This is a genomic window from Microbacterium sp. NPDC078814, from assembly GCF_040702645.1.
In the GTDB taxonomy this organism is placed as follows: Bacteria; Actinomycetota; Actinomycetes; order Actinomycetales; family Microbacteriaceae; genus Microbacterium.
The window spans coordinates 183,625-207,256 of the sequence record NZ_JBFBLT010000002.1 but is presented as its reverse complement, the minus strand read 5'-3'; the positions used below and the strand labels follow the sequence as shown (position 1 = coordinate 207,256).

At 70.3% G+C, this 23,632-nt stretch carries 27 protein-coding genes and 1 tRNA gene; 9 read left to right on the top strand and 19 right to left on the bottom strand.

What is annotated here, in order from left to right; translation table 11 throughout:
• Positions 1-37 precede the first annotated feature (37 nt).
• Together AB0300_RS04235 and AB0300_RS04230 are read left to right on the top strand one after the other, a co-directional pair.
• A complete protein-coding gene (locus tag AB0300_RS04235; RefSeq protein WP_157544465.1) occupies positions 38-175 on the top strand; it encodes a hypothetical protein in 138 nt (45 codons plus the stop codon).
• Positions 176-228: 53 nt separating this feature from the next.
• Positions 229-978: a DUF2510 domain-containing protein gene (locus tag AB0300_RS04230; protein WP_366215523.1), complete on the top strand. Its 750-nt coding sequence runs from the start codon at positions 229-231 to the stop codon at positions 976-978.
• Positions 979-985: 7 nt separating this feature from the next.
• Here AB0300_RS04230 and AB0300_RS04225 read toward each other — a convergent pair whose 3' ends face one another.
• The 3 genes from AB0300_RS04225 to AB0300_RS04215 form a co-directional block, all read right to left on the bottom strand.
• Complete coding sequence (locus AB0300_RS04225) at positions 986-1,585, bottom strand: helix-hairpin-helix domain-containing protein (RefSeq protein WP_085607757.1); 600 nt, start codon at positions 1,583-1,585, stop codon at positions 986-988.
• Between the two features lie 168 nt (positions 1,586-1,753).
• Positions 1,754-4,318, bottom strand: a complete 2,565-nt coding sequence (gene leuS / locus AB0300_RS04220; protein ID WP_366215522.1) for a leucine--tRNA ligase — start codon at positions 4,316-4,318, stop codon at positions 1,754-1,756.
• A 46-nt stretch (positions 4,319-4,364) separates the two neighbouring features.
• Positions 4,365-5,687, bottom strand: a complete 1,323-nt coding sequence (locus AB0300_RS04215) for an anthranilate synthase component I family protein (RefSeq protein ID WP_174235358.1) — start codon at positions 5,685-5,687, stop codon at positions 4,365-4,367.
• Between the two features lie 41 nt (positions 5,688-5,728).
• Here AB0300_RS04215 and AB0300_RS04210 point away from each other — a divergent pair, with 41 nt between their 5' ends.
• Genes AB0300_RS04210 through AB0300_RS04200 form a run of 3 tightly spaced genes read left to right on the top strand, consistent with a single transcriptional unit; the run spans position 5,729 to position 8,295 of the window.
• Positions 5,729-6,400 (top strand): DedA family protein, encoded by a 672-nt coding sequence (locus AB0300_RS04210; RefSeq protein WP_025104953.1) that lies wholly within the window; start codon positions 5,729-5,731, stop codon positions 6,398-6,400.
• 4 nt (positions 6,401-6,404) lie between these two features.
• Positions 6,405-7,430, top strand: a complete 1,026-nt coding sequence (locus tag AB0300_RS04205; protein ID WP_338566237.1) for a phosphatase domain-containing protein — start codon at positions 6,405-6,407, stop codon at positions 7,428-7,430.
• A gap of 1 nt (position 7,431) precedes the next feature.
• Positions 7,432-8,295 (top strand): 3-methyladenine DNA glycosylase, encoded by an 864-nt coding sequence (locus AB0300_RS04200; RefSeq protein WP_366215521.1) that lies wholly within the window; start codon positions 7,432-7,434, stop codon positions 8,293-8,295.
• A gap of 3 nt (positions 8,296-8,298) precedes the next feature.
• Here the strand turns inward: AB0300_RS04200 and AB0300_RS04195 are convergent, their stop codons facing one another.
• From AB0300_RS04195 to AB0300_RS04175, 5 genes are all read right to left on the bottom strand, one after another.
• Positions 8,299-9,372, bottom strand: a complete 1,074-nt coding sequence (locus AB0300_RS04195; RefSeq protein ID WP_238695574.1) for a glycoside hydrolase family 3 N-terminal domain-containing protein — start codon at positions 9,370-9,372, stop codon at positions 8,299-8,301.
• 140 nt (positions 9,373-9,512) lie between these two features.
• Entirely contained in the window at positions 9,513-10,169 is a 657-nt protein-coding gene (locus AB0300_RS04190; RefSeq protein ID WP_025104957.1) for an SDR family oxidoreductase, read from the bottom strand.
• A 28-nt stretch (positions 10,170-10,197) separates the two neighbouring features.
• Positions 10,198-10,725 carry a hypothetical protein gene (locus tag AB0300_RS04185; RefSeq protein WP_025104958.1) on the bottom strand — a complete coding sequence of 176 codons (528 nt, stop codon included), beginning with the start codon at positions 10,723-10,725 and terminating at the stop codon, positions 10,198-10,200.
• On the bottom strand, positions 10,722-11,513 hold the full coding sequence (locus AB0300_RS04180) for a hypothetical protein (protein ID WP_062766672.1): 792 nt from the start codon (positions 11,511-11,513) through the stop codon (positions 10,722-10,724). The genes AB0300_RS04185 and AB0300_RS04180 overlap by 4 nt, the downstream gene beginning before the upstream one ends.
• Before the next feature lie 42 nt (positions 11,514-11,555).
• Positions 11,556-12,623, bottom strand: a complete 1,068-nt coding sequence (locus AB0300_RS04175) for an NAD(P)/FAD-dependent oxidoreductase (protein ID WP_062766675.1) — start codon at positions 12,621-12,623, stop codon at positions 11,556-11,558.
• A 135-nt stretch (positions 12,624-12,758) separates the two neighbouring features.
• Here AB0300_RS04175 and AB0300_RS04170 point away from each other — a divergent pair.
• From AB0300_RS04170 to AB0300_RS04155, 4 genes are all read left to right on the top strand, one after another.
• Positions 12,759-12,831 (top strand) — tRNA-Ala (locus AB0300_RS04170).
• A 173-nt stretch (positions 12,832-13,004) separates the two neighbouring features.
• Positions 13,005-14,138, top strand: coding sequence for a hypothetical protein (locus AB0300_RS04165; RefSeq protein WP_366215520.1), 1,134 nt, complete (start codon positions 13,005-13,007; stop codon positions 14,136-14,138).
• A 195-nt stretch (positions 14,139-14,333) separates the two neighbouring features.
• A complete protein-coding gene (locus AB0300_RS04160; RefSeq protein WP_366215519.1) occupies positions 14,334-15,539 on the top strand; it encodes a DUF3500 domain-containing protein in 1,206 nt (401 codons plus the stop codon).
• Positions 15,540-15,642: 103 nt separating this feature from the next.
• Entirely contained in the window at positions 15,643-15,816 is a 174-nt protein-coding gene (locus AB0300_RS04155; protein WP_164498152.1) for a hypothetical protein, read from the top strand.
• Between the two features lie 62 nt (positions 15,817-15,878).
• Here the strand turns inward: AB0300_RS04155 and AB0300_RS04150 are convergent, their stop codons facing one another.
• From AB0300_RS04150 to rplU, 11 genes are all read right to left on the bottom strand, one after another.
• Positions 15,879-16,136, bottom strand: coding sequence for a hypothetical protein (locus AB0300_RS04150; RefSeq protein ID WP_164498151.1), 258 nt, complete (start codon positions 16,134-16,136; stop codon positions 15,879-15,881).
• Between the two features lie 138 nt (positions 16,137-16,274).
• On the bottom strand, positions 16,275-16,964 hold the full coding sequence (locus tag AB0300_RS04145; protein WP_025104964.1) for an SDR family oxidoreductase: 690 nt from the start codon (positions 16,962-16,964) through the stop codon (positions 16,275-16,277).
• A gap of 1 nt (position 16,965) precedes the next feature.
• Positions 16,966-17,346 carry a ribosome silencing factor gene (gene rsfS / locus AB0300_RS04140; protein WP_025104965.1) on the bottom strand — a complete coding sequence of 127 codons (381 nt, stop codon included), beginning with the start codon at positions 17,344-17,346 and terminating at the stop codon, positions 16,966-16,968.
• Positions 17,346-18,407 carry a hypothetical protein gene (locus AB0300_RS04135; protein ID WP_366215518.1) on the bottom strand — a complete coding sequence of 354 codons (1,062 nt, stop codon included), beginning with the start codon at positions 18,405-18,407 and terminating at the stop codon, positions 17,346-17,348. The genes rsfS and AB0300_RS04135 overlap by 1 nt, the downstream gene beginning before the upstream one ends.
• Positions 18,404-19,006 (bottom strand): nicotinate-nucleotide adenylyltransferase, encoded by a 603-nt coding sequence (nadD, locus tag AB0300_RS04130; protein WP_029989831.1) that lies wholly within the window; start codon positions 19,004-19,006, stop codon positions 18,404-18,406. Before nadD ends, AB0300_RS04135 begins: the two co-directional genes overlap by 4 nt.
• A gap of 6 nt (positions 19,007-19,012) precedes the next feature.
• Complete coding sequence (locus tag AB0300_RS04125) at positions 19,013-19,234, bottom strand: hypothetical protein (RefSeq protein ID WP_025104968.1); 222 nt, start codon at positions 19,232-19,234, stop codon at positions 19,013-19,015.
• A gap of 67 nt (positions 19,235-19,301) precedes the next feature.
• Positions 19,302-20,555: a glutamate-5-semialdehyde dehydrogenase gene (locus AB0300_RS04120; protein WP_366215517.1), complete on the bottom strand. Its 1,254-nt coding sequence runs from the start codon at positions 20,553-20,555 to the stop codon at positions 19,302-19,304.
• A gap of 9 nt (positions 20,556-20,564) precedes the next feature.
• A complete protein-coding gene (gene proB / locus AB0300_RS04115) occupies positions 20,565-21,350 on the bottom strand; it encodes a glutamate 5-kinase (protein ID WP_366215516.1) in 786 nt (261 codons plus the stop codon).
• Positions 21,347-22,846, bottom strand: a complete 1,500-nt coding sequence (gene obgE, locus AB0300_RS04110; protein ID WP_366215515.1) for a GTPase ObgE — start codon at positions 22,844-22,846, stop codon at positions 21,347-21,349. Before obgE ends, proB begins: the two co-directional genes overlap by 4 nt.
• Positions 22,847-22,944: 98 nt before the next feature.
• Positions 22,945-23,202, bottom strand: a complete 258-nt coding sequence (gene rpmA / locus AB0300_RS04105; protein ID WP_025104972.1) for a 50S ribosomal protein L27 — start codon at positions 23,200-23,202, stop codon at positions 22,945-22,947.
• An 18-nt stretch (positions 23,203-23,220) separates the two neighbouring features.
• Complete coding sequence (rplU, locus tag AB0300_RS04100) at positions 23,221-23,529, bottom strand: 50S ribosomal protein L21 (RefSeq protein ID WP_025104973.1); 309 nt, start codon at positions 23,527-23,529, stop codon at positions 23,221-23,223.
• Between the last annotated feature and the right edge of the window lie 103 nt (positions 23,530-23,632).

Here is a 23,632-nt window from a genome sequence, read left to right as displayed (position 1 = left end):
TGCCTCTCATGCATCGGATCACCCTAGAGTCGCGCCGGTGCCCGCTCCGCCCGCCGCGACCGCCGCCGCACGAGCAGAGGACAACGACCCTGGAGGTCAGTGTGTGGAGGAGCACTTCTCCGATGAGGAGACCGCCGGCGTCGGACGCGGTGACGACCTCGTCGGAGGCGATTGAGTAGCCTGGGTACTCGCGCGCGGCGGACGCTGCCGCGACGAGGAGGAGAGCGCATGAATGTCCCGGCTGGGTGGTACGACGATGGTTCCGGGCGCCAGCGGTGGTGGGACGGAGCACGGTGGACCGACGCCTACGCTCCCCCTTCGGCTCCGACGAATCCCTCGCCGCCTCATCCCGAGGCGCCGACCTACGGGTCGGCCGCCCCGTCGCAACAGGTCTCTGACGCTGCTTCTCGGCCGACGCCGGTCCTCGGGTTCATCGGGCTGGGCCTGGCCGTCCTCGGCGCCGTTCTCGCCTTCATCCCCGTGTTGTTCGTGGTCGGCGCGGTGATCCTGTTCGCCGGGTTCGTCGTGTCGCTGATCGGGTTGTTCACGAAGAACGCCGCGAAGTGGCCGTCGGTCGTCGGCATGGTCGTGTCGGTCGTCGGCGCCGTGATCGGGGTCATCGTGCTCATCGTGTCGCTGGTGCTGGCCTCGTCGGCGCCGAACGACCCGTTGCCCGCCGAAAGCGCGCCCCCGGCCAGCGCCCAGCCATCGGACCCGCCGAGCGGCGCCAGTGAGAGCCGTCCGACGCCTGCGGAGATCGGCGCGTCCGCGGAGGAGATCAACCGGTCGAACGGCCTGACCACCTATGACGACATGCCGGACTTCTATCCGTGCGTCGGGCAGTACGTCTACGACTCCGAGTTGTCCGATGAGAGCGTCCAGCTCCTGGTCGACGGACGCGATCCGCTCGAGTCCGAGCGGGAGCTGGCGACCCAGGTGATCACGGATGCCACGCTGACCTGCGATCCCCAGGGGTAGGCGACTCTCACACGCGCACCCCGTCGCGCAGCCCCTCCAAGACCTTCTCCCCGATCCCCGGCACCGCAAGGAGATCGTCCACCGTGCGGAACCGACCGTTGTCCTCGCGCCACGCGACGATGCGCTCGGCCAGCGCCGGTCCGATTCCCGGGAGCTCTTCCAGAGCCGCCTGATCCGCCGTGTTCAGATCGACGGTCCCGTCTCCGGATGGCGGCGCCGACGGGTCGGCGACAGAACCCACGACCGGAACCAGGATCTGCTCACCGTCCTCGACCCGGCGGGCGAGATTGACCCCCGCGAGTTCGGCGGCGTCCGTCGACCCGCCGGCGGCCGCGAGAGCGTCGACGACCCGGGAGTCGGCGCGCAGGACGTACAGCCCCGGGCGCTCGACCGCGCCGAGCACGTGCACGTAGATCTCCGCGGGCGCGGACTCGACCGACGCCGAGCGCTCCGCGAGCGGAACGGCCTCGACGGATGACGGTTGGCCCTGCACCAGCCCAAGACCGACGGCCGCCGAGATCGCGACGATCGCCAGCACGACCGCCGCGCCGAGCCCGAGGCGGAGCCTCCGACGGGGCGGAGGAGGTGGAGGTGGGGCCGAGGTCATCCGGTCACCCTAAGCTCCGCGCCCACCGCCTCCGGGCTCCGGACACAGCGACCGTGGAGAGACGCTCAGAAGGGACTCGTCGTGGAGGACGGCCGTTCCCGATCGCAGCCTGGTCCGGCATCATCCCTTCGCGTCCGGGTTGGCGGAACAGCGGAGTACGCCGAGGACTCAGCCCTTGACGACGATGCTGACGATCTTCGGGGCCCGCACGACGACCTTGACGATCTCGCGGTCGCCGATCGACCGGATGACGCGCTCATCGGCGCGCGCCAGCGCCTCGAGCTCGGCCTCGCCGATGCGTGCCGGCACCTCGAGCTGCGCGCGCACCTTGCCGCCGATCTGCACGACCGCGGTGACGGTGTCCTCGACGAGCAGCGCCGGATCGGCGGAGCGCCACGACACGAGTCCGACGGACGGCTCGTGTCCCAGGATCTCCCACATCTCCTCCGCGGTGTGCGGGGCGATGAGGTCGAGCATGACGGCGATGGTCTCCGCCGCCTCACGGACGGCGGGGTCGGCAGCACCGGCAGCGCCGTCGATCGTCTTGCGGGTCACGTTGACCAGCTCCATCAGACGGGCGACGAGCACGTTGAACTTCGTCTGCTCGACCAGCGCGGGCGCCTCGGCGAGCAGCTTGTGCGTCGCACGGCGCAGGGCCGCGTCGCCCCCGTCGAAGACGACGTCGACGGGGCTGGCGACCTCGTGCGCGATCCGCAGGGCGCGCGCGAGGAACTTCTGCGCACCGGTGGTCGACACGTCCGCCCAGTCCTTGTCGTCCTCGACCGGACCGGCGAAGGCCAGACCGACGCGGAGCGCGTCGGCACCGTGGGCGTCGAGCTCCTCCTGGAACAGCACCAGGTTGCCCTTGCTCTTCGACATCTTCTGGCCGTCGAGCAGCACCATGCCCTGGTTGATCAGGTTGGAGAACGGCTCGGTGAAGTCGATCAGCCCCATGTCGAAGAGCACCTTCGTGATGAAGCGTGCGTACAGCAGGTGCAGGATCGCGTGCTCGACACCGCCGATGTACGAGTCCACCGGGGCCCAGCGCGCCGCCTGGGCGGGGTCGAACGCCACCGTGTCGCTGTTCGGCGACAGGAACCGGAGGAAGTACCAGGAGCTGTCGACGAAGGTGTCCATCGTGTCCGGATCGCGCAGCACCGGGTCGCCGGTCTCCGGATCCGTCGTGCGCACCCAGCTCTCGGCGCCGCCCAGCGGGGACGTCCCCTTCGGCTTGAGGTCGAGGCCCTCGACGCTCGGCAGCTTGACCGGCAGCCGGTCCTCCGGCACCGGGACGATGCGGCCGTCCTCGGTGTGGAGCATCGGGATCGGCGTGCCCCAGAACCGCTGCCGCGAGATCAGCCAGTCGCGCAGGCGGTAGTTCTTCGCCGCCCGGCCCGTCCCCGTGGCCTCCAGCTGCTCGATGGCGCGTGCGATCGCGTTGCGCTTCGACAGTCCGTTCAGCGGACCGGAGTTGATCATGCGTCCCTCGCCGGTGAGGGCGACGCCGGTCTTCGCCGGGTTCTGCTCGTCGAGCGCGGCGTCCGCATCGATCGGGACGCCGTCCTCGTCCACCTCGATGACCGGCATGGCACCGGTGACCGGAGCGGTGGTGTCGACGACGACCTTGACCGGCAGGTCGAACGCGCGTGCGAAGTCGAGGTCGCGCTGGTCGTGTGCCGGGACCGCCATGACGGCGCCGTGCCCGTAGTCGGCCAGCACGTAGTCGGCCGCCCAGATCGGCAGCTTCTCGCCGTTGACCGGGTTGATCGCGTAGCGGCCCAGGAAGACGCCCGTCTTGGGACGGTCGGTGGACTGCCGATCGATGTCGGTGGTCTTCTGCACCTCGGCCAGGTAGGCCTGGAAGCGCTCGCGCACCTCGGGCTCGGCGTCCGCCGCGATTTCGGCGGCCAGGTCGCCGTCGGGCGCCACGACGAAGAACGTCGCACCGTGCAGGGTGTCGGGGCGCGTCGAGAACACCGTCACCGGCTCCTCGCGCCCCTCGATGCGGAAGTCGACGTCGGCGCCGACGGAGCGGCCGATCCAGTTGCGCTGCATCTGCAGCACCTTGTGCGGCCAGAACCCCTCGAGCTGGTTCAGGTCGTCGAGCAGGCGGTCCGCGTAGTCGGTGATGCGGAAGTACCACTGGGTGAGCTTCTTCTTGACGACCTCGTAGCCGCAGCGCTCGCAGCGCCCGTCCACGACCTGCTCGTTGGCCAGCACGGTCTGGTCGTTCGGGCACCAGTTGACCGGGCTCTTCTTCCGGTACGCCAGGCCCCGCTCGTACATCTTCAGGAACAGCCACTGGTTCCAGCGGTAGTACTCGGGGTCGGACGTGTGCAGCACCCGGCTCCAGTCGAACGAGACGCCGTACTGCTGGAAGCCCACCTTCTGCTGCGCGATGTTCTGGTACGTCCACTCGCGCGGGTCGGCACCCTGGCGGATCGCGGCGTTCTCCGCGGGCAGGCCGAAGGAGTCCCACCCGATCGGGTTCAGGACGTTGTGGCCCCGGTGCCGCCAGAAGCGGGCGACGATGTCGGAGTAGAGGTAGTTCTCCGCGTGCCCCATGTGCAGGTCGCCGGAGGGGTACGGGAACATGGCCAGCACATAGCGCCGCGGCCGGGTGTCGTCGTCTCCGCCCGTGAGGAACGTCTCGTACTCCGCCCAGTACTTCTGCCACTTGGCCTGGATGGCGTGCGGCGAGGAGAACTCCTCGTCGACGGGAGCGGTGGACATGTTCTCGGACAACGAACGCACGACCAATCTGAAGGGAAAAACGGGATCAGTTCAGGATATCGGAACGCCAGGTGGCGGGCATTTCCGCGCCCAGCGCCGCGAGCGGGGCTCGGGCCTTCGTGGCGACCTCACGCACCTCGGCCGCGGGCACCGATCCCCACGTGATCCCGCCACCGGCGCCGACGAACGCCGCCTCCTCGTCCACGACGATGCTGCGGATGACCATCGCGAGATCAAGAGCACCGTCGACGCCGATGTAGCCGAAGCAGCCGGCGTAGATGTCGCGAGGGGCGCCCTCGAGGTCGCGCAGCTGTGTCATCGCCGACAGCTTCGGTGCTCCGGTCATGCTCCCGGCGGGGAACGCCGCCTCCAGCAGCGCCCCGACCGTGATCCCCTCCGCGGCCGTGCCGCTGACCGTGCTGACGAGCTGATGCACGGCCGGATAGCTCTCGACCTCCCAGAGACCGTCGACCCGGATCGACCCCGGGACGCACACCCGGGAGAGGTCGTTGCGCATGAGGTCGACGATCATGACGTTCTCGGCCCGCTCCTTCGGATCCGCGGCGAGCTCTGCGGCGAGCGCGGCATCGGTCGCGGCATCGGCGCCCCGAGGACGCGTGCCCTTGATGGGACGGGTGCGGATGACGCCCCCGCCGGCGTGGAGGAACTGCTCAGGGCTGGCACTGAGGAGCGCACGTCCCCCGATCCGCAGGAATCCCCCGTGGTGCGCCGGCGTCGCCGCCCGGAGCCGCCCGTACACCGCGACGGGGTCGTGGGCCCCGGGCACGGTGAACCGCGTCGTGAGGCAGAGCTGGTAGGCGATCCCGGCGTGGATGAGGTCGCGGCAGCGGTCGATGAGCTGCTCGTACGCGGCGGGAGTATGGCGGGCCTCGGCGACGTGTCGGTCCTCCACTGCCCGCGGCGTCGGCGCCTCGGGGCCGGCGTCGCTCAGAAGGGACTGCAGCCAGCGCTCCCCCTCACTGGTCTCCTCCTCCGGGGCCAGCAGCCACAGGCGGTGCGCGGCGTGATCGACCGCCACGGCCCTGGTCACGCGCAGCCACGTCCGGGCTTCCGGCTCCGGCTCGGTGGCGACCGGAGCTCCCGCGCGCGCGGCTCCGCTCTCGTAATCACGCCAGCCCACCCATCCCCCGCGGAACGGCGGCATCCCGGCCTCGACGGACCCGGCATCCAGGCGCACGTCCTCCGGAAGCGGCTCCGCCATCCCGGTGCCGAGGAAGCTCCATCCCTCGACGGCGTCAGCGCCCGCATCGAGCCAGAACACGTCCGCCGGCCGCTGCGCGAGCACCCCGAAAAGTCGCTCCGGCGCCACCCAGGACGGCAGGGCTCGGGGGGTCAGGCGGTCGGGCACCTTTCCAGCCTAGGACCGGGCTGCTCCCGTATCCTCATGGGGTGGACGACCTCCTGCTCTGGCTCCTCGACACCGTGCAGTCGATCGATCCGGTCACGCGCACCTTGGTCGCAGGTCTCGCCGTCATGCTGGAGACGAGCATCCTCATCGGCCTCATCGTCCCCGGCGACACGATCGTCATCATCGCCTCGATGGGCGTCGCCACTCCCCTCGAGGGCATCGCGATGGGCGTGGCGGTCGTCGTCGGCGCCCTCATCGGCGAGAGCATCGGCTTCTGGCTCGGCCGCTGGCTGGGCCCCTACATCCGTGCCTCCTGGCTCGGACGGCGCATCGGCGAGCACAACTGGGTCCGCGCGGAGAACTACCTGGCCCGACGCGGCGGCATCGCCATCTTCCTCTCCCGCTTCCTCCCCGTCCTCCATTCCCTCGTCCCCCTCACGGTGGGGATGAGCGAGTACCCCTACCGGCGCTTCCTGGCCTGGACGACCCCGGCCTGCATCATCTGGGCCTCGGCGTACGTGAGCGTGACCTCGCTGGCGGCCGGGAGCTTCCGCGAGCTCGTCGACCGCGTGCACTTCGCGGGCTACCTCTTCGTCGGAGTCATCGCCCTGTTCCTCGTGCTCGCCTACCTGGGCAAGCGGCTGCTGCACCGTCTCGAAGCTCGTCATCTGGAGGCCCCGGCGGCGGAGTCCGACGCCGACGTGAAAGACTGAGGCAATGGCCCCCGCACCCCCGGCGCCCAGGATCCACTGGTTCGCCCGTCTCGAGCACCGCCTGCACGTGTGGCGCGAGGGACGAGCGCGCCGCCGCGGCCGGAGCGCCACCGTGCTGCCCTTCCCGGGCTACGGCGGCCCCGGGTGGGTCCGTGTGCTCGGTCGCGTGCTGATCGTCCCGCCGCAGCGCCGAGGCCGCGACGGGGAACCGGCGAGCATCCGCGGCTGGCGCAGCTTCGTCGGCATCCCCGTGGGTTTCGCCTCGGTCGACGTGCATGTCGGCGACAGCACGCATCGGGTGGTCGCCGACCGCGGCGGCGTCATCGACACCGTCATCCGCGCCGACCTCGAACCCGGCTGGCAGACCTTCACGATCACCGTCGAGGGACAGGAGCCGATCGAGGCGCGGGCCTTCGTCGTCGCGGAGAGCACCCGGTTCGGCGTCGTCTCCGACGTCGACGACACGGTCATGGTCACGGCGCTCCCCCGGCCCTTCATCGCCTTCTGGAACTCGTTCGTCGTCGACGAGCACGCCCGCATCCCGGTCCCGGGGATGGCCGTGCTGCTCGACCAGCTGCTCCGGCAGCACCCGGGGGCTCCGATGGTCTACCTTTCCACCGGCGCCTGGAACGTCGCCCCCACGCTGTCGCGGTTCCTCGGTCGTCACCTCTTCCCCGCAGGCTCGCTGCTGCTGACCGACTGGGGCCCCACGCACGATCGCTGGTTCCGCAGCGGGCGCGACCACAAGCTCACGAACCTCCGGCGACTGGCCACCGAGTTCCCCGACATCAAGTGGCTCCTGATCGGCGACGACGGCCAGCATGACGAGGCGATCTACACGCAGTTCCAGGAGGAGCACCCGGATTCGGTCGCGGGTGTCGCGATCCGGCGGCTGCTGCCTGCCGAGGCGGTGCTCGCCGGCGGCCGTGCCGAGATGGAATCCCATGACGCGGACGAGGTGCCGTGGGTGAGCGCCGAGGACGGCGCGGGCCTGCGCGACCAGCTCGGCGACGCCGGCATCCTGCACTGACATGATCCTCACCCGTGACGACTGGCTTCGGCGCGAGGACGCGCATCGGGAGCGGGCCGACGCGCTGACCGCCTCGCACCGAGACCGTGTGGCGCGCGGCGAGAAGCACCCGGTGTGGGACTTCCTCTTCACCTACTACGGCTACAAGCCCGCGCAGCTCCGCCGCTGGCATCCCGGAGCGGGTGTGGAGCTGGCGGACGCGTCCGAACGAGCGGCCTGGCGCTGGTACGCCCCCGGGACGACACCGGACGGCGTGACGCCGGATGCCGAGCGCTTCGCCGCCGAGAAGCCCGAGCTCGCTCGCCTCGTCTCGCTGATGCTGCGCCGTACCGGTTCCCGGCCCGGGCAGTTCGGCTGCTTCGGTCTGCACGAATGGGCGATGGTCTACCGCGCCGCAGAGCATCGGCATGCCGTCCCCCTCCGGCTGGGGCAGGCGGGCACGGATGCCGTGGTGGAGGCGCACGATCTCCGCTGCACGCACTTCGACGCCTTCCGGTTCTTCACTCCGGAGGCGGTGCCTCGCAACCGGGCGGCGTTGACGAGAGAGGATCAGCCCCTCCTCGAACAGCCCGGCTGCCTGCACGCCGGCATGGACCTGTACAAGTGGGCGATGAAGCTCGGCCCGCTCGTTCCCGGAGAGCTGCTGCTGGACGCGTTCGAGCTGGCGCGCGACATCCGGCTGCTCGACATGCAGGCCGCCCCGTACGACCTGTCGGCGTGGGACGTCGAACCGGTACGCATCGAGACGCCGGAGGGCAAGGCCGAGTACGTCCGGCGCCAGCGTGGTTTCGCGGACCGTGGCGCCGCCCTCCGCGCTTCCCTCCTCACCGCCTGGCTCGGCCCGGATGAGCGCGCCGCCGCCTGAGCGTCAGCCGGCGGCGCAGTCCCCGCAGACGGCCCACGACGACGACGCTGCGGCGAGCTGCAGGCGCAGGGTGAGCACCCGGGTCGCCGCGTCCTCCAGACGGTCGGCGGGCAGCGTCCCGGCGTCGACCGCCGCGGCGATCCCCGCGGCCATGTCGGTCGCGGTCTGCGCGGTGGACCCCGCGATCATGAGCACGAGGTCGTTGCCGGCCGCGACTGCGGCGACGCCGTTCGCGACCGGGTCGGCGTACGCCGGGTCCCCCGAGGACAGCAGCATGCCGAGGTCGTCCGTCACGGCCACGCCGTCGAAGCCGAGCTCCTCCCGCGCGATGCGATGCCACTCCGCGGAGAGCGACGCCGGACGGGAGTCCACGGCGGTGTACGCGAGATGGCCGTACATGAGCACCGAGGCACCGGCGTCGATACCGGCGGCGAACGGGACGGCGTCCGTTTCGCGCCAGGCGGCCTTCGTCATGCCGGTGCTCGGGATCGCGTGATGGGAGTCGCCGGGCGCCGCTCCGTGCCCGGGGAAGTGCTTGAGCGTGGACGCGACGAAGTGCTCCTGGGCCGTGGTCGCCGCCGCGGTGCGCTCGGCGGCATTCTTTGGATCGGTGCCGAGTGCCCGCCCGAAGATGAACGAGCCGGGGTCGGAAGGGACGTCGGCGACCGTGCCGAAGTCGACGGTGATCCCCGCGCGGGCGACGAGCGCGCCGCGGGCCGCGAAGGCTGCCGAGGTCTCGGCGACCGGACGGCTCTTCAGGGTCGTCGACGCCGGGAAGGTGTCCCAGGGCAGGCGCGAGACGATGCCGCCCTCCTGGTCCACGGCGATCAGCGGCGGGAGGGCGGGGTCGACGGTCAGCGCGGCCGTCAGCGCGCGGAGCTCTTCCTCCGTGGCCGGGATGTTCCCGCCCATGAGGATGAATCCGCCGAGCCCCGACTGCATATAGGCACGCAGCGCCGCCGGATCGGTCCCGCCGATGTGTCCCATCACGATGGACGATGCCTGCTCCGCGGTACTCATGTCCGCGACGAGAGCGGCGGCCTGCTGTCGGAGCTCGCCGGGCCCTGCGGCCTGCACCGATACCGCCTCAGCGGGCTCCGTGCTGGACTGGGCAGCCGCCGACGCGCAGGCACCTCCCACGACGACGATCAGGACGAGCGCGGCGCCGGCACCTCGCCGTGCCCGGCGCCCGAGGGACCGACTCCGCTTCATCGCCCTCAGCGCGCGAGCGCCTCGGCGATCGGCACCGAGGTCTCCTCGTCGCCGTTGCCGAAGCGGATCGTGCGCCCGATCGTGCCCGGGTCCTCCAGGGTCGCGACGATGACCGCCGCGACGTCGGCGCGGGAGACCTCGCCGCGCCCCTCCGGATCGATGCGGATGCGACCGGTCGGGTCATCGAAGGTCAGCGTGCCGGGGCCGAGGATCGTCCCGTCGAGGTCGGAAGCGCGCAGGTGCTCGTCTGCGGCCCACTTCGCGTCGGCGTACGGGAAGAAGGAGTCGTCCTCCGGGACGCCGTGATCGGCCGTGGAGCCGATCCACGACACCATGACGTAGCGTCGCACGCCCGCGCGCTCCGCCGCGTCCATGGTCCGCTCCGCCGCGTCGCGGTCGACCGCGTACGTACGCTCCGGGCTCCCGCCTCCGGCACCCGCCGACCACACCACGGCATCGTGTCCGCGGATGATCTCGGTGAGGGCGTCGACGTCCATGGTCTCGATGTCGGCGACGAGCGCGATCGCGCCGCCGTCCTCCACCTCCGTCACGTGATCGGGGTTCCGGATCACCCCCGTGACCTCGTGACCGCGGGCGACGAGGAGCGGGGCGAGCAGCAGGGCGATGCGGCCGTGGCCGCCGAAGACGAGGATGCGCGACATGTCTTCACCCTACGCGCCCCGACTGACGTCAGCCCGGGGTCTGCGAACTGTCGATGACGAAGGCCTGCGGATGCGAGGGGAGGTACCGCACGACGACAGGCGTCCCGGTCGGGATCCACGCGTCACGGTCCGGGTACACGGCGGGGGTGAAGAAGTCGCTCTCCAGCGTGTACTCGGTGCCGTCGGCCGCCGTGAACGTCACCCAGTCCCCGTCGACCGTACCCGTGGTGGGACGACCGTTCTCGAAGATGTACGCGCGGGTCACCGGGACACCGGTCAGGCTCAGGATCCCGATGATGAGGGAACCGAGCATCACGAAGGCCAGGACGCGGAAGAACACGCGGACCACGGAGCCACCGACGCTGCCCCTGGATCGCGTGCCCGCCGGAACAAGGCCTTCCCGCTCACGGACAGCCCGCAGCGAGCCGCCTCCGGTCGTGCCTCGCGCGGAGACCGCGAACAGCCCGAGGATCGAGAACGCCGCGATGAAGACCATCGCATAGCCGTGCGCGGCGGGGAAGTTCACCAGCCACATCAGCGTGTCGAGGGGGTTCATCGTGCCGCCTCCTTCTCGATCGTGACGGCGACCGTGTGCGGGTCCTCCCGCCGGTAGAACGCCCAGATCGGTGCCCCGACCTGCAGGCGCGACACGGCCTGCGGGTAGACGAACACGGTGGTGTCGGCCTCCCACGGCTCTGCCCCCTCGGGGGCCACGAGCACCTTCAGCGCGAGTTCGCTCTGCCCCTCACGGCGCCGTCCGGTCGGACGCACCTCGACGACGGACGCGGGCACCTGGGTCCCCGTCGTACGCGCGCGGACCTGGGACGGGTCGATGAGGCCCCGGTCGATGCGCCACTGGAGCATCGCCTCTCGGACGCTCGGGTCGCTGAGGTCGGCGAGCTCGACCGTGTCGGGGTCGTCGACGTTGTAGCGGACCGGGACGGGCTGCCCCACCTGCAGCGCTCCGACGTCACCGGCGTCGAGCAGCATGCGCAGCTGTCCGATGAAATCGTCGCCGACGCTGGGGCTGACCCGGATGAACAGGTCGTACTGGGGCACGTCGTTCACGGTCACGCCGGTGCGCGACATCTCGACGACGGTGCCGACACCGATCTGCGCCGGCCCGCGAACCTTCTTGCGCCGCGCCAGACCCGACATCGATCCGCCGAAGGTGAGCAGCAGACCCCACGCCACACCGATCACGATGGGGCCGCCGAGACCGTCACCGCTCGCGAACGGGAGGATCGACTCGCGCTGGTTCACACCGAACAGGCCTTCCCCCACCCACACCACGAGCCACGCGGAGAGCAGCAGCCAGACGACGGTCAGGACGATGCGCAGCATGCCTCCCAGCGTATCCACAGGACGCGCCGGACGACGAACCAGTCAGGACGAGACCGCGGCTCCCGTCTTCGCGAGCGCCCGGACGACACCGGCCGCAGCGGCTCGCCCCGCTCTGTTCGCGCCGATGGTGCTCGCGGAGGGGCCGTACCCGACGAGCTGCACCCGGGGGTCGGCCACCGCCGTCGTACCGCGGCCGCCGCGGTCGAGCTGGATCCCACCCGCGGCACTGCGCAGGTGGAGCGGGGCGAGGTGGCCGATGGCCGGCCGGAACCCCGTCGCCCACAGGATCACGTCCACCCGCTCGAACGATCCGTCGGCCCAGCGCACGCCGTCGGGCTCGATGCGCTGAAAGAGCGGTCGACGGTCGGCGTACGCGCCGAGGCGCTCCGCTTCCCGTTCCTGGGGGCGCAGCATGAGACCCGTGACACTGACCACGCTCTCCGGGGGCAGCCCGGCCGCCACCCGCTTCTCGACGAGCGCGACGGCGGCGGCACCGGCCTCCGGTGTGAAGTCGTCATCGCGCCAGACGGGCGGGCGTCGGGTGACCCACAGGGTCTCGGTGAGGGGAGCGAGGGCGCCGAGGAACTGCACGGCGGATGCACCGCCGCCGACGACCAGCACCCGCTTGCCGAGGAAGTGCTCCGGACCCGGGTAGTCGACGGTGTGGAACTGCTCCCCGAGGAACGTCTCCATCCCCGGATAGTGCGGGAGGAAGGGCTGCGTCCAGGTGCCGGTCGCGTTGACGAGGGTGCGGGTGCGCCACTCCCCCTCGTCGGCCTCGACGACCAGGACGCCGTCGTCATCGTGGACCCGGCGGACGTGCACCGGCCGCAGCACCGGCAGCTCGTGGGCCTCCTCGTACGCGGCGAAGTACTCCGGTACCGCGATGTTGGCCCGCCGCTCGTCCCGCGGCGGCGCGGTGTCGCCCGGGAGCTCGGCGACCCCGTGCACGTCGCGCATCGTGAGAGCGTCCCACCGGTGCTGCCACGCTCCCCCGGCGCGAGCATCGGCATCCAGGACGACGTGCTCGATCCCGCGGCGGCGCAGGTGGAACGACGCGGACAGCCCGGCCTGGCCGGCGCCGATCACGATGCTGTCGAGAGTGCTCACGATGGATCGAACGCCGTCGCTCCTCCGGATGTTCCTCGCGCCCCGACGCGCCCGGGCGGCCCGTCCCGATTGGTGCGGATGCGGATTCGTGTAGTAGTGTTTTCACGTTGCCCGGAGCACTCCGGAACAGCGTCTGGGCCTGTGGCGCAGCTGGTAGCGCACCTGCATGGCATGCAGGGGGTCAGGGGTTCGAGTCCCCTCAGGTCCACGAAAAACCCTCGGTTCGCCGGGGGTTTTCGTGTTTCCGCGGCGTGCTGCATCACGCGAGATCAGGCGCCCGCGCTCCATCAGGCATTCACCGCCCTCCCTGCCTGATGCCGCGCCATCGCCTGACGGAGGAGCATACGAAGACGAAACAGTCGTCACGGTAGCGTGTTACATATGCACGCTTCCGTCGCGCGACGCCGTCGCCGCTTCGCTCCCGTGATCCTCGGTGTTCTCGCCGTCCTCGCGCTCGGGATCGGCGGGGTGATCGCCTGGCGCCTCCTCGCTCCCACCCCGTCGGACTACGAGGGCCTCGACGCCACCGACAAGGAGATGCTCACGCAGCTGTCGGAGCAGTACGACGTCGCAGCCGCACATGCGGCGGAGATCTGGACGGACGCCTACCGGTATGAGGACCAACCGCTGGTTCTGCTGCGCACGGACGGGGAGAAGAGCTCCTTCTGGTCGCACGCGATCCTCGTCAACATGAGCGGTGTCACGGACACCTCCGGCATGACGAAGCTCGACGTTCCCGGGGCCACCCACCTCGATGACGTCCGCATCAGCCGGACGTTCGCCGTCGGGGACGCGCTGCTGTACGCCCCGTCCAACTTCGGTGTGATCGAGGTGGGCGGCGATGATGTCCTCGCGTTCAAGTACAACCAGACGATGCTCGACACCGAGACCACGACGTCGCAGGGCTTTCAGCGCTTCTCCCTGCACGAGAACTTCCACGTCACGAAGCAGGGGCTCGATCCGGAAGCGCCCGACGCCTGGCCCTGGGTGGCCGGTGGGCTCATCCCCGACTACCCGCACACGGAGGCGCAGTACGAGCTGCTCCGCGTCGAGGCGCGGATCTTCGACAAGGTCGAGACCGAGACGGACCCGCAGGCGCTGGCCACCCTCGCATCCGACCTCGCCACGGTGCGCATGGCGCGCCACACGACGTGGCCGACTCTGGAGTTGGAGATCGAGGTGGAGGCCATCGAAGGGACGGCGACCTACGTCGAGCGGGCTTTCGACAAGGCACGAGGCCTCACGCCCGTACAGACCACCTTCACCGACGGCCTCGACGCTCTGATCGACGACCCGGATCAGCAGACCGTCCTGGAACGCGACTACTCCTACTTCACGGGTGCCCAGCTCGGCCTCCTCCTCGACCGCATCGCTCCCGACTGGAAGACGCAGATCGAGCCGGCTCCCGTCGGGTCCGCGTCGACCCCGTTCGCGACGCTGCAGCGCGTGACCGGCGTGACCACGGCACCCGACGAGGCACAGCTCCGCACGATCGTGGACCGCTATCTCCCCTGATCCCGCTCAACCTCAGGCATTCGCGCGACAACAGGCTCCGATGTGCGAGGTCGCCTGATCTCGCGAGCGGGCCTGAGGCGGCGTCCCGGACATCGCCCGGAAAAACACGGTGTGGCGTGGCCGCGGCTCCATCGTCATAGGAAGGACATCGACAGATCATAGGGCTGCCACCGGTCCCCTTCCTACCGTGGAGGCATGAACACGACATCCTCTCCCGCACAGAAGCGCCTCGCCTGGCTCTCCGGCCTCGTCCTCGCGGGCGGCCTCGTCTTGAGCGGCTGCGCCGCAGCCACGACCGCCGAACCGACGACCTCTGCCTCGTCGTCCGCCTCGGCTTCCGCCGCCGCCTCGACGGATGCCGGAACGACCGCGGGGACGATCGCCGACACGTCCGCCGCCGCCGAGGCTTTCCTCGCAACGCTGACCGACGAGCAGAGGGAGGCCGTGCTGTACGACTTCGATGACGAGACGAAGACGACGTCGTGGTCGAACTTTCCGGTGACCTTCGTGCAGAGGGCAGGACTGAACCTCACCGATCTGACCGAAGAGCAGCAGACGGCGGCGCTCGCCGTGCTGGAGGCTCTACTGAGCGACGAGGCCTACGCCACCGTCACCGGGATCATGGGGGGCGACGAGTACCTCGCCGAGAACAGCAGCAGCACCGAGGATTCCCTCGGGCAGTACTACATCGCCTTCTTCGGCGATCCGACGGCGACCGACAGCGCCTTCGAGGTGCAGTTCGGCGGGCATCACCTCGGTATCAACGCCACGCTGGACGGCAGCACCGACGCGATCACGTTCGCGCCCACGCACCTCGGCGTCCAGCCCGCCGTCTACACGAACGAGGACGGCGAGGAGGTGCAGCCGTTCGACGGGATCTACACGGACGCCTTCGCGTTCTTCGACAGCCTCACCGCCGACCAGCAGGCCACGCTGACCTCCGGCGATGTGAGCATGTGCGCACCGGGCGACACGTGCGATTTCGCCAGCGGAGCCGGGCTGTCCGGGGCCGACCTCTCCGACGAGCAGCGGGACCTGCTGCTCCAGCTCATCGCGAACTGGGCCGGGATGAGCGACGAGGAGACCACGGCGTCCACGCTGGCCGAGATCGAGGAGACGCTGGATGACACCGTCATCGCCTGGTCCGGGGCGACGACGTACGACATGAGCACCGGGAACGGCATCGACTTCTCGATCTCCGGCCCGAAGGTGTACGTCGCGTTCCAGGCGCAGCAGGGCTCCGCGGGCGCCGACGTCGACGGCGTGACCACGTCGGGCTGGGGGCACGTGCACACCATCTACCGCGATCCGACCAACGACTATGCGAACAGCGTCACCCAGCAGGCCGCGTCCGGCATGAGCGGCGGCCCGGGAGGCGGTGGCACGCCCCCCGCCTCCTGAAGCCGGAGTGGGCTTCGTAGCCGCCCCCGCCATGGCCCGTCAACGGTCTCCCCAGGGTGCGCATGCCGGCGTAGACAGAGGGCATCCGACGAAAGGAGACGACATGTCCAACACGACTCCCCCGATCCCGCCTCTCCCGCCGATCGCCGACGGGGACGCCGACGACGTCCCGACGCGCGAGGTGGACGGCGAAGAAGTGCTCGACGAGGATGCGGACGACGCTCAGATCGACAGTGCGGAGGCCGACCGCGCCGCCGTCGCCGGCGACGACGACTGATCCGGACACAGGAAGGGCACCGCCTCCTCACGGAGGGGTGCCCTTTCTCACGCGGAGCCGGCTCAGGTGGCCAGCAGCGGCGGTCGATGCGGGATCGCGATGGGACGCGTCGCCCGGCTCGCCCCCTGCATCCGCTCGACCTCCTCCAGCACCTCGAACGCCGTGCCGTATCGGATCGCGAGCGGAAGATCGCGCAGCCACGTCACCTCGACCTCGGTGTCGGCGAGCTCGTACACGCAGGCGACGACATGGCGCGGGTCGTTCGGGGGATAGCGCAGATCGTTGATCACCCACTCCGACGGCGTGATGCGGTGAAGCACGAAACGGGGATCAGGAACTTCTGACATCAGTCGGCCCTCCAGGACTCTCTGATGACGAGCCTCCGATACCCCGCCAGGGAAGGGAAGGGCCTTGACACCCTCACGAGGAGGTGCAGGAGAATGGTGTGATCGGCTCGTTCAGCCCTGGGGACGCACCGTGAGATCCGTGAGGTGGGCGTCCCGCGGCAGGTCGAGCGCGGTGAGGATCGTCGTCGCCACCGCCTCCGGCGTGATGAACCGCGTCGCGTCGTACTCCTGGCCTTCCTGCCGGTGCACCCGCTCCTGCATGGGCGTCGCCGTCCGCCCCGGATACACCGAGGTCACGCGGATACCGTGCTCGGCCTCCTCCTGCCGCAGCGCGTCCGCGAGAGCCCGCAGGCCGTGCTTCGAGGCCGCGTAGGCCGACCACCCCGGGCTCGCCCGGAGCCCGGCGCCGGAATTCACGAACACGACGTGCCCCCGCGAGACCCGGAGCACGGGCAGCAGGAGACGGGTGAGCTCCGCCGGGGCGACGAGATTGACGGCGAGCTGCTGGTCCCAGAGCGCCGGGGTGAGTTCCCCCACCGTCCCGAGATCGACGACGCCGGCCGCGTGCACCAGGGAGTCGATGCGATCCGGCAGACTCTGCTTCGAGAGCGCCCACGAGAGGCGTCCCGGCTGGGCGAGGTCGCCGACCAGGGTCGAGACCCCCGGCAGCTCCTCGGCGATCTGTCGCGCGCGTCCCGCGTCGCGCGCGAGCACCACGACGTCGTCACCGCGCTCCACGAGCCGTCGGGCGAGGACCGCGCCGATGCCCGACCCCGCACCGGTCAGCAGGTGCGTGGCCATGTCAGGCGTTGTCAGCCGACGCTTCGGCGACTTCGAGCGGGATGACCGGGCAGTCCTTCCACAGACGCTCCAGGCCGTAGTAGACCCGCTCCTCCTGGTGGAAGACGTGGACGATGAGGTCGCCGAAGTCCAGCAGCACCCAGCGCGCCTCGGCACGCCCCTCCCGGCGCACGCGCTTGTGTCCGGACTCGACGAGACGGTCCTCGATCTCGTCGGCGATCGCGGCGACGTTCCGCTCGCTGTTGCCGGTCACGAGGAGGAAGATGTCGACGAGCGGAAGCGGCTCGGAGACGTTCAGTGCGACGAGATCCTCACCGCCCTTGGCCACGGCGGCGTCGGCGGCGATGCGCAGCATCTCTTCGGCGGTTTCGGGTGATTGCATCAGAAGACGTTTCCTGTGAAGGCGATGACCAGGGCCGTGCCCAGGCCCAGCGCGAGGGCGCCCGCGACGATGGCGGCGATCAGCATCAGCCGGTTGCCCTTCTCGGGTGCCGGCGGACGGATCACCTCGCCGGCGGGCTTGATGGTGCTGACCGCGGAGCTCGCCGCGATCGGAGTCGGGGACGACGCGGGCGGGAGCTCCCCGTCGATGAGGACGGCGTCGACCTCTTTGCCGTCCGTGGTGCCGTGAGCGTGCCCTTGCGAACCGAGCCCCTTGGGCAGTTCGTAGGACCCCGTGACGAGGATCTCGCCCGTGGAGGCCACCGGCCCGGACAGCGAACCCTCACCGGCCGACGGCGTGAAGATCAGGGCGTTCGGTGCCGAGTGCTGGGTGCCCCCGGAGTCGTTCGAGGTGAGCAGCTCGTCGAACGAGGGACGGAACGGTGCGGGCTCGGCGGGTGCATCCTCCTGGAGCACCCCCTCCCCGAACGTCGGGCTCACGGTCGGGCGCTCGCCCGGCTCGATGTCGTCGTCGCCCTCCTCCTCGAGGAGATCCTCGTCCGAGACCTCGTCCTCCGCCGGGACGCCGAGGACCTCCGACAGCTCCTCCGGGGCCGACTCCGTCTGCGCACCCTCGTCCTCGACGAGGGGCACCGTGCCGACGGTGTCGGCGACGTCGGCGGCGCTGACGGGCTCCGCGGCGACCTCGTCATCGACGACGTCGTCCTCCTCCGTCGGTGCCGCCGGCTGCTGATCCGCCGCGACGTCGTGCGCGGCCTGATCCTCCGCGCCGTGGACCGGGACCGAGGCGGTCTTGATCTTCTCCTGCTCCCGCGCCTGGCGGCGGGTCAGCGGAGCGGCACCGGGCTCGACGGGGCCTTCGGCGACCGGCGCCGGGGGGACGACGACGGGCTCCGCGGCGCGGGGCAGCGGCTGGGCGGGAGGAGCGGACTCCGCGGCGGCCTTGGCCTCTTCCTCGGTGATGATCGGGGTGGATCCCGTCAACCGGATCTCCCGCAGCTGCTTCCGCGTCAGCGGACCTCGCTGATCCGATGTGCTCATGCCTTGCTCCGATACAGATGATGCTTCGCGATGTACTGGACGACCCCGTCGGGGACGAGGTACCAGACCGGTTGATCGTCACGGACGCGCTCACGACAGTCCGTCGACGAGATCGACAGCGCCGGCACCTCGAGCTGGCTGACGTCGTCGCTCGGGAGGCCGTCGATGCTCAGAACGTGTCCTGGGCGGGAGACCGCGACGAAGTGGGCCAACTCCCACAGTTCATCATGGTCTCTCCAACTGAGAATTTGCGCCACGGCATCGGCGCCACTGATGAAGAACAGCTCGGCGTCCGGACGCTGGGCCTTGAGATCGCGGAGGGTGTCGATCGTGTACGTCGGTCCCGCGCGGTCGATGTCGACCCTGCTCACCGTGAACTGCGGATTGGACGCCGTGGCGATCACGGTCATCAGATAGCGGTGCTCGCTGGGCGTCACGTCCGCCTTCTGCCACGGGCGACCCGTCGGGACGAACACCACCTCGTCGAGATCGAACGAGTGCGCGACCTCGCTGGCGGCGACCAGGTGGCCGTGATGGATCGGATCGAAGGTGCCGCCCATCACGCCGATGCGCGGTGCGCGCGTGGTCGCGGTGCTCATGAGGGCCTAGTGGCCGTGTCCCGCCTCGTGGTCCTTGCCGTGCTTGGCCGCCCAGGCCTCGGCCTTCGCCGAGTGACGGTTCGCGACGTTCTTGTACGACAGGGTCACGATCCCGAGCGCGGCGAACACGATCGCGGCGATGACTCCGAAGATCAGGGTGTCGAGGGCCACGTTGCCGTGGTGCTCGGTCTCTGCGGCGGCCATCGCGATCTGTGCGACGAGGTTCATCCTGACTCCGTTCGTGGCGTGCTGTCTCGGGGGTCCTGTGGGGATACAGCGTCCCCCAGTCTAGCCCTCACCCGCGCGTCTGACCTGCCCCACGCGCGAGCCATTTCGTACTGGTCAGTTCGGCGAGCCCCATCGGACCGCGCGTGTGCAGCTTCTGCGTCGAGATCCCGACCTCGGCGCCGAAGCCGAACTCGGCCCCGTCGGTGAACCGGGTCGAGGCGTTGGCCATCACGACCGCGGAGTCGACCTCGGCCAGGAAGCGTTCCGCGTTGCGCGCGTCGGTGGTGATGATCGACTCCGTGTGACCCGTGCTGTAGCGGCGGATGTGGTCGAGAGCGTCGTCGAGACTGTCGACCACCTTCATGGCGACGTCGAGGCTGAGGTACTCGGTGGCCCAGTCCTCCTCCGTGGCCGGGATCACGTTGGCGACGAGGCCCGCCACGACATCGTCGCCGTGGATCGCCACGCCCTCGCTCATGAGCGCGCTCGCGACGAGGGGGATCAGCCGCGGGGCGGCCTGCCGGTGCACGAGGACCGTCTCGACCGCGTTGCACACGCTCGGCCGCTGCACCTTGGCGTTCACGACGATGTCGCAGGCCCAGTCGTCCGGGGCGCTCTCGTCGAGCAGGATGTGCACGTTCCCCGCACCCGTCTCGATGACCGGCACGGTCGACTCCGTCACGACGGTCTCGATGAGACCGGCGCTGCCGCGCGGCACGAGCACGTCGATGAAGCCGCGGCCGTGCATGAGCGCCTTCGCCCCGTCGCGCCCGAAGTCGTCGACGGTCTGGATCGCCTCCGGCGTCACGCGCGCCGTCCCGAGGGCGGCGCGCATCACGTCGACGAGCACCGTGTTCGAATCGCGCGCGGCGCTGCCTCCGCGCAGGACCACGGCATTGCCGGATCGCAGCGCGAGAGCCGCGATGTCGACGGTCACGTTGGGACGCGCCTCGTAGATCGCGCCGACCACCCCGAACGGGACGCGCACCTGCTCGAGGGCCACGCCGTTGGGCATCCGATGGCCACCCACCACCCGGCCGACGGGATCGGGCAGCGCGGCCACCTGCCGGACGGCGGCTGCGAGAGCCGACACCCGCTTCTCGTCGAGGCGGAGCCGATCGATGAGGGACTCGCCGATGCCGTTTTCACGCCCGCGCGCCACGTCGCGCTCGTTGGCCTCGATGATCCGGGCGGCGTTCGCCTCGAGGGCGACGGCGACGGCTTCCAGCGCCCGCGCCTTGTCGTCGCTGGTGAGGGCGGCGGTCTCCCGCGAGGCCTCCTTGGCCCGCTCCAGGCGCGTCTGAGGGGTAAGGTCGGTCATCCGCCCAGTCTAGGAGGTGGCCGGCTCGAACCAGGTTCCGATGTCGGCACCCGCGAGCGCCTGGGCGACGAGGTCCGCGCTGGTCACGAGGACGCCGATGCCGGAAGCCGCGGCCAGCCGGGCGGCGGAGACCTTCGTGGCCGCTCCCCCGGTGCCGACGCTGTTGACGACGGTGGCGCCGAACTCCAGCCCGGAGAGATCGGCGTCGGGGGCCACGATGTCGATGGGCGCCGCGCCGGGGTCGCTCGGCGGGCGCGTGTACAGCGACTCGATGTCGCTGAGGAGGATGAGCGCGTCGGCCTCGATGAGCTGGGCGACGAGAGCGCCGAGCCGGTCGTTGTCGCCGAAGCGGATCTCCTGTGTCGCAACGGTGTCGTTCTCGTTCACGATCGGCAGGATGCGCAGCCCCAGCAGACGCTCCATGGCGCGACGCGCGTTCGACCGCGACGTCGGGTTCTCGAGGTCTCCGGTGGTGAGCAGCACCTGACCGGCGACGATGTCGAAGGGCCGCAGGGCCTCCTGATACCGGTAGACGAGGATGTTCTGGCCGACCGCGGCCGCGGCCTGCTGCGTGGCGAGGTCGGTGGGCCGCGCGTCCAGGCGGAGGAAGGGGATGCCGGACGCGATCGCTCCCGACGACACGAGCACGACCTCTGCTCCGCGGGCGTGCGCCGCGGCCAGCGCCTCGACGAGCACCGGGATGCGCCAGGACGACTCGCCGCTGATGGACGACGAGCCCACCTTGACGACGATCCGCGTCGCCGTCGCGAGGTCGGCGCGCGTGCGTGCGGTCACGCCTCGTCCTCGCGGTAGGTGGCCAGGCGCTCGGCCTCCAGCTCGGCGCGCGCCTGCGCCTTGGCGTCCATGCGCTCGTAGTACTGCTCGCGCCGCTCGGACGTGGTGCGGCGGGCGTTCGGCGCCAGACGCGGGTCGGTGCCGCGTGGCGCGGTCATGAGCTCGGCGGCGGAGCTCATCGTCGGCTCCCAGTCGAAGACGATGCTGTCGCCTTCGCCGATGACGACGGTCGAACCCTGCACGGCGCCGAGGCGGAAGAGCTCGTCCTCGACGCCCAGCTTCTCCAGGCGGTCGGCGAGGTAGCCCACGGCCTCCTCGTTCTGGAAGTCGGTCTGCTGCACCCAGCGCACCGGCTTCTCGCCGAGGATGCGGTAGATGTTGCCGTAAGTGCCGCCCTCGACGCGGATCGTGAACGGCTTCACGGAGCCCTTCGGCCGGATGACGACGCGCTCGCGCGGCGCCTCGACCGCGATCTCCTTGCGGTGCTGCTCGACCAGCTCGCCGAGGGCGAGCGTGAGGGGGCGCAGGCCCTCGTGCGAGACCGTGGAGATCTCGAACACCCGGAAACCACGGGCTTCCAGGTCAGGACGCACGAGGTCGGCGAGGTCACGGGCCTCCGGCACGTCGACCTTGTTCAGCGCCACGAACTGCGGGCGCTCCATCAGCGGCGTCTGCCCCTCCGGCACCTCGTACGCGGCCAGCTCGGCGAGGATGACGTCGAGGTCGGAGATGGGGTCGCGGTTCGGCTCCAGCGTCGCGCAGTCGAGCACGTGCAGCAGGGCGGAGCAGCGCTCCACGTGCCGCAGGAACTCGAGTCCGAGCCCGCGGCCCTCGCTGGCGCCCTCGATGAGGCCGGGCACATCGGCGACGGTGTAGCGGAAGTCCTCCACCTGGACCACACCGAGGTTCGGGTGCAGCGTCGTGAAGGGGTAGTCGGCGATCTTGGGCCGTGCGGCCGAGATCGCGCCGATGAGGCTCGACTTGCCCGCGGACGGATAGCCCACGAGGGCCACGTCGGCGACGGTCTTGAGCTCGAGGACGACATCGCCCTCGAAGCCCGGGGTGCCGAGCAGAGCGAACCCGGGAGCCTTGCGCTTGGGGGTCGCCAGGGCCGCGTTGCCCAGTCCGCCCTGACCGCCCGCGGCCACGACGAAGCGCTCGCCCGGCTCGATCATGTCGATCAGGACGTCGCCGTTCGGGTTCTTGACCACGGTGCCGACCGGGACGGGAAGCTCCAGGGTCTCGCCGTCGAAGCCGGAGCGGTGGTCGCCCATGCCCGGTCCGCCGTTGCCCGACGAGCGGTGCGGCGAGTGGTGGTACGACAGCAGCGTGCCGGTCTGCGTGTCGGCGACGAGCACGATGTCGCCGCCGTCGCCGCCGTTGCCGCCGTCCGGACCGCCCAGGGGCTTGAACTTCTCCCGGTGCACGGAGACGCAGCCGTTGCCGCCCTTGCCTGCACGCAGGTGCAGAGTGACGGTGTCGACGAACGTGACCATGTGCGAGTCCTTCGGTTGCTCAGGGTGCCTGACGGCAGATACACGGACGGGGCGAGCCGAAGCCCGCCCCGAACCGGATGTTTAGCGTGGTGCTGTGATCACTCAGCAGCAGCGACGATGTTGACGACCTTGCGGCCGCCCTTCGCGCCGAACTCGACCGCACCGGCGGCCAGAGCGAACAGCGTGTCGTCGCCACCACGGCCGACGTTGGCGCCGGGGTGGAAGTGGGTGCCGCGCTGGCGGACGATGATCTCGCCGGCGAGGACCTGCTGACCGCCGAAGCGCTTCACGCCGAGGCGCTGTGCGTTGGAGTCACGACCGTTACGGGTGGAGCTTGCGCCCTTTTTGTGTGCCATGTCCTGGTCTCCTCGGTCTTACTTGATGCCGGTGATCTTGACGCGCGTGAGCTCCTGGCGGTGGCCCTGACGCTTCTTGTAGCCGGTCTTGTTCTTGTACTTCTGGATGACGATCTTCGGGCCGCGGAGGTTGCCGACGACCTCAGCCGTGACGGTGACCTTCGCCAGCGCGTCGGCGTCGGTGGTCACCGTGGAGCCGTCGACGAGCAGCACGGCGGGCAGCTGGATCTTGTCGCCCTGGGCAGCCTGAACACGGTCGAGCTGAACGATGGTGCCGACCTCGACCTTCTCCTGCCGGCCACCGGCGCGCACTACTGCGTAAACCACTTCATACCTGTTTCGTTGGGGAGCACGCGGCTCCGAGAATCTCACGGGAAGACTGTTGCTTGCATGCGTCGCTGGTACGACGGGCGCGAATGCAAGACTCTCC

Bases quoted from the DNA above. Each gene is read 5' to 3' on its own strand.
- AB0300_RS04230 (WP_366215523.1), top strand. From the start codon at position 229: ATGAATGTCCCGGCTGGGTGGTACGACGATGGTTCCGGGCGCCAGCGG.
- AB0300_RS04225 (WP_085607757.1), bottom strand. From the start codon at position 1,585: ATGACCTCGGCCCCACCTCCACCTCCTCCGCCCCGTCGGAGGCTCCGC.
- leuS (WP_366215522.1), bottom strand. From the start codon at position 4,318: ATGTCCACCGCTCCCGTCGACGAGGAGTTCTCCTCGCCGCACGCCATC.
- AB0300_RS04205 (WP_338566237.1), top strand. From the start codon at position 6,405: ATGGCCCCCGCACCCCCGGCGCCCAGGATCCACTGGTTCGCCCGTCTC.
- AB0300_RS04200 (WP_366215521.1), top strand. From the start codon at position 7,432: ATGATCCTCACCCGTGACGACTGGCTTCGGCGCGAGGACGCGCATCGG.
- AB0300_RS04190 (WP_025104957.1), bottom strand. From the start codon at position 10,169: ATGTCGCGCATCCTCGTCTTCGGCGGCCACGGCCGCATCGCCCTGCTG.
- AB0300_RS04185 (WP_025104958.1), bottom strand. From the start codon at position 10,725: ATGAACCCCCTCGACACGCTGATGTGGCTGGTGAACTTCCCCGCCGCG.
- AB0300_RS04180 (WP_062766672.1), bottom strand. From the start codon at position 11,513: ATGCTGCGCATCGTCCTGACCGTCGTCTGGCTGCTGCTCTCCGCGTGG.
- AB0300_RS04165 (WP_366215520.1), top strand. From the start codon at position 13,005: ATGCACGCTTCCGTCGCGCGACGCCGTCGCCGCTTCGCTCCCGTGATC.
- AB0300_RS04160 (WP_366215519.1), top strand. From the start codon at position 14,334: ATGAACACGACATCCTCTCCCGCACAGAAGCGCCTCGCCTGGCTCTCC.
- AB0300_RS04155 (WP_164498152.1), top strand. From the start codon at position 15,643: ATGTCCAACACGACTCCCCCGATCCCGCCTCTCCCGCCGATCGCCGAC.
- AB0300_RS04145 (WP_025104964.1), bottom strand. From the start codon at position 16,964: ATGGCCACGCACCTGCTGACCGGTGCGGGGTCGGGCATCGGCGCGGTC.
- rsfS (WP_025104965.1), bottom strand. From the start codon at position 17,346: ATGCAATCACCCGAAACCGCCGAAGAGATGCTGCGCATCGCCGCCGAC.
- AB0300_RS04135 (WP_366215518.1), bottom strand. From the start codon at position 18,407: ATGAGCACATCGGATCAGCGAGGTCCGCTGACGCGGAAGCAGCTGCGG.
- nadD (WP_029989831.1), bottom strand. From the start codon at position 19,006: ATGAGCACCGCGACCACGCGCGCACCGCGCATCGGCGTGATGGGCGGC.
- AB0300_RS04125 (WP_025104968.1), bottom strand. From the start codon at position 19,234: ATGAACCTCGTCGCACAGATCGCGATGGCCGCCGCAGAGACCGAGCAC.
- AB0300_RS04120 (WP_366215517.1), bottom strand. From the start codon at position 20,555: ATGACCGACCTTACCCCTCAGACGCGCCTGGAGCGGGCCAAGGAGGCC.
- obgE (WP_366215515.1), bottom strand. From the start codon at position 22,846: ATGGTCACGTTCGTCGACACCGTCACTCTGCACCTGCGTGCAGGCAAG.
- rpmA (WP_025104972.1), bottom strand. From the start codon at position 23,202: ATGGCACACAAAAAGGGCGCAAGCTCCACCCGTAACGGTCGTGACTCC.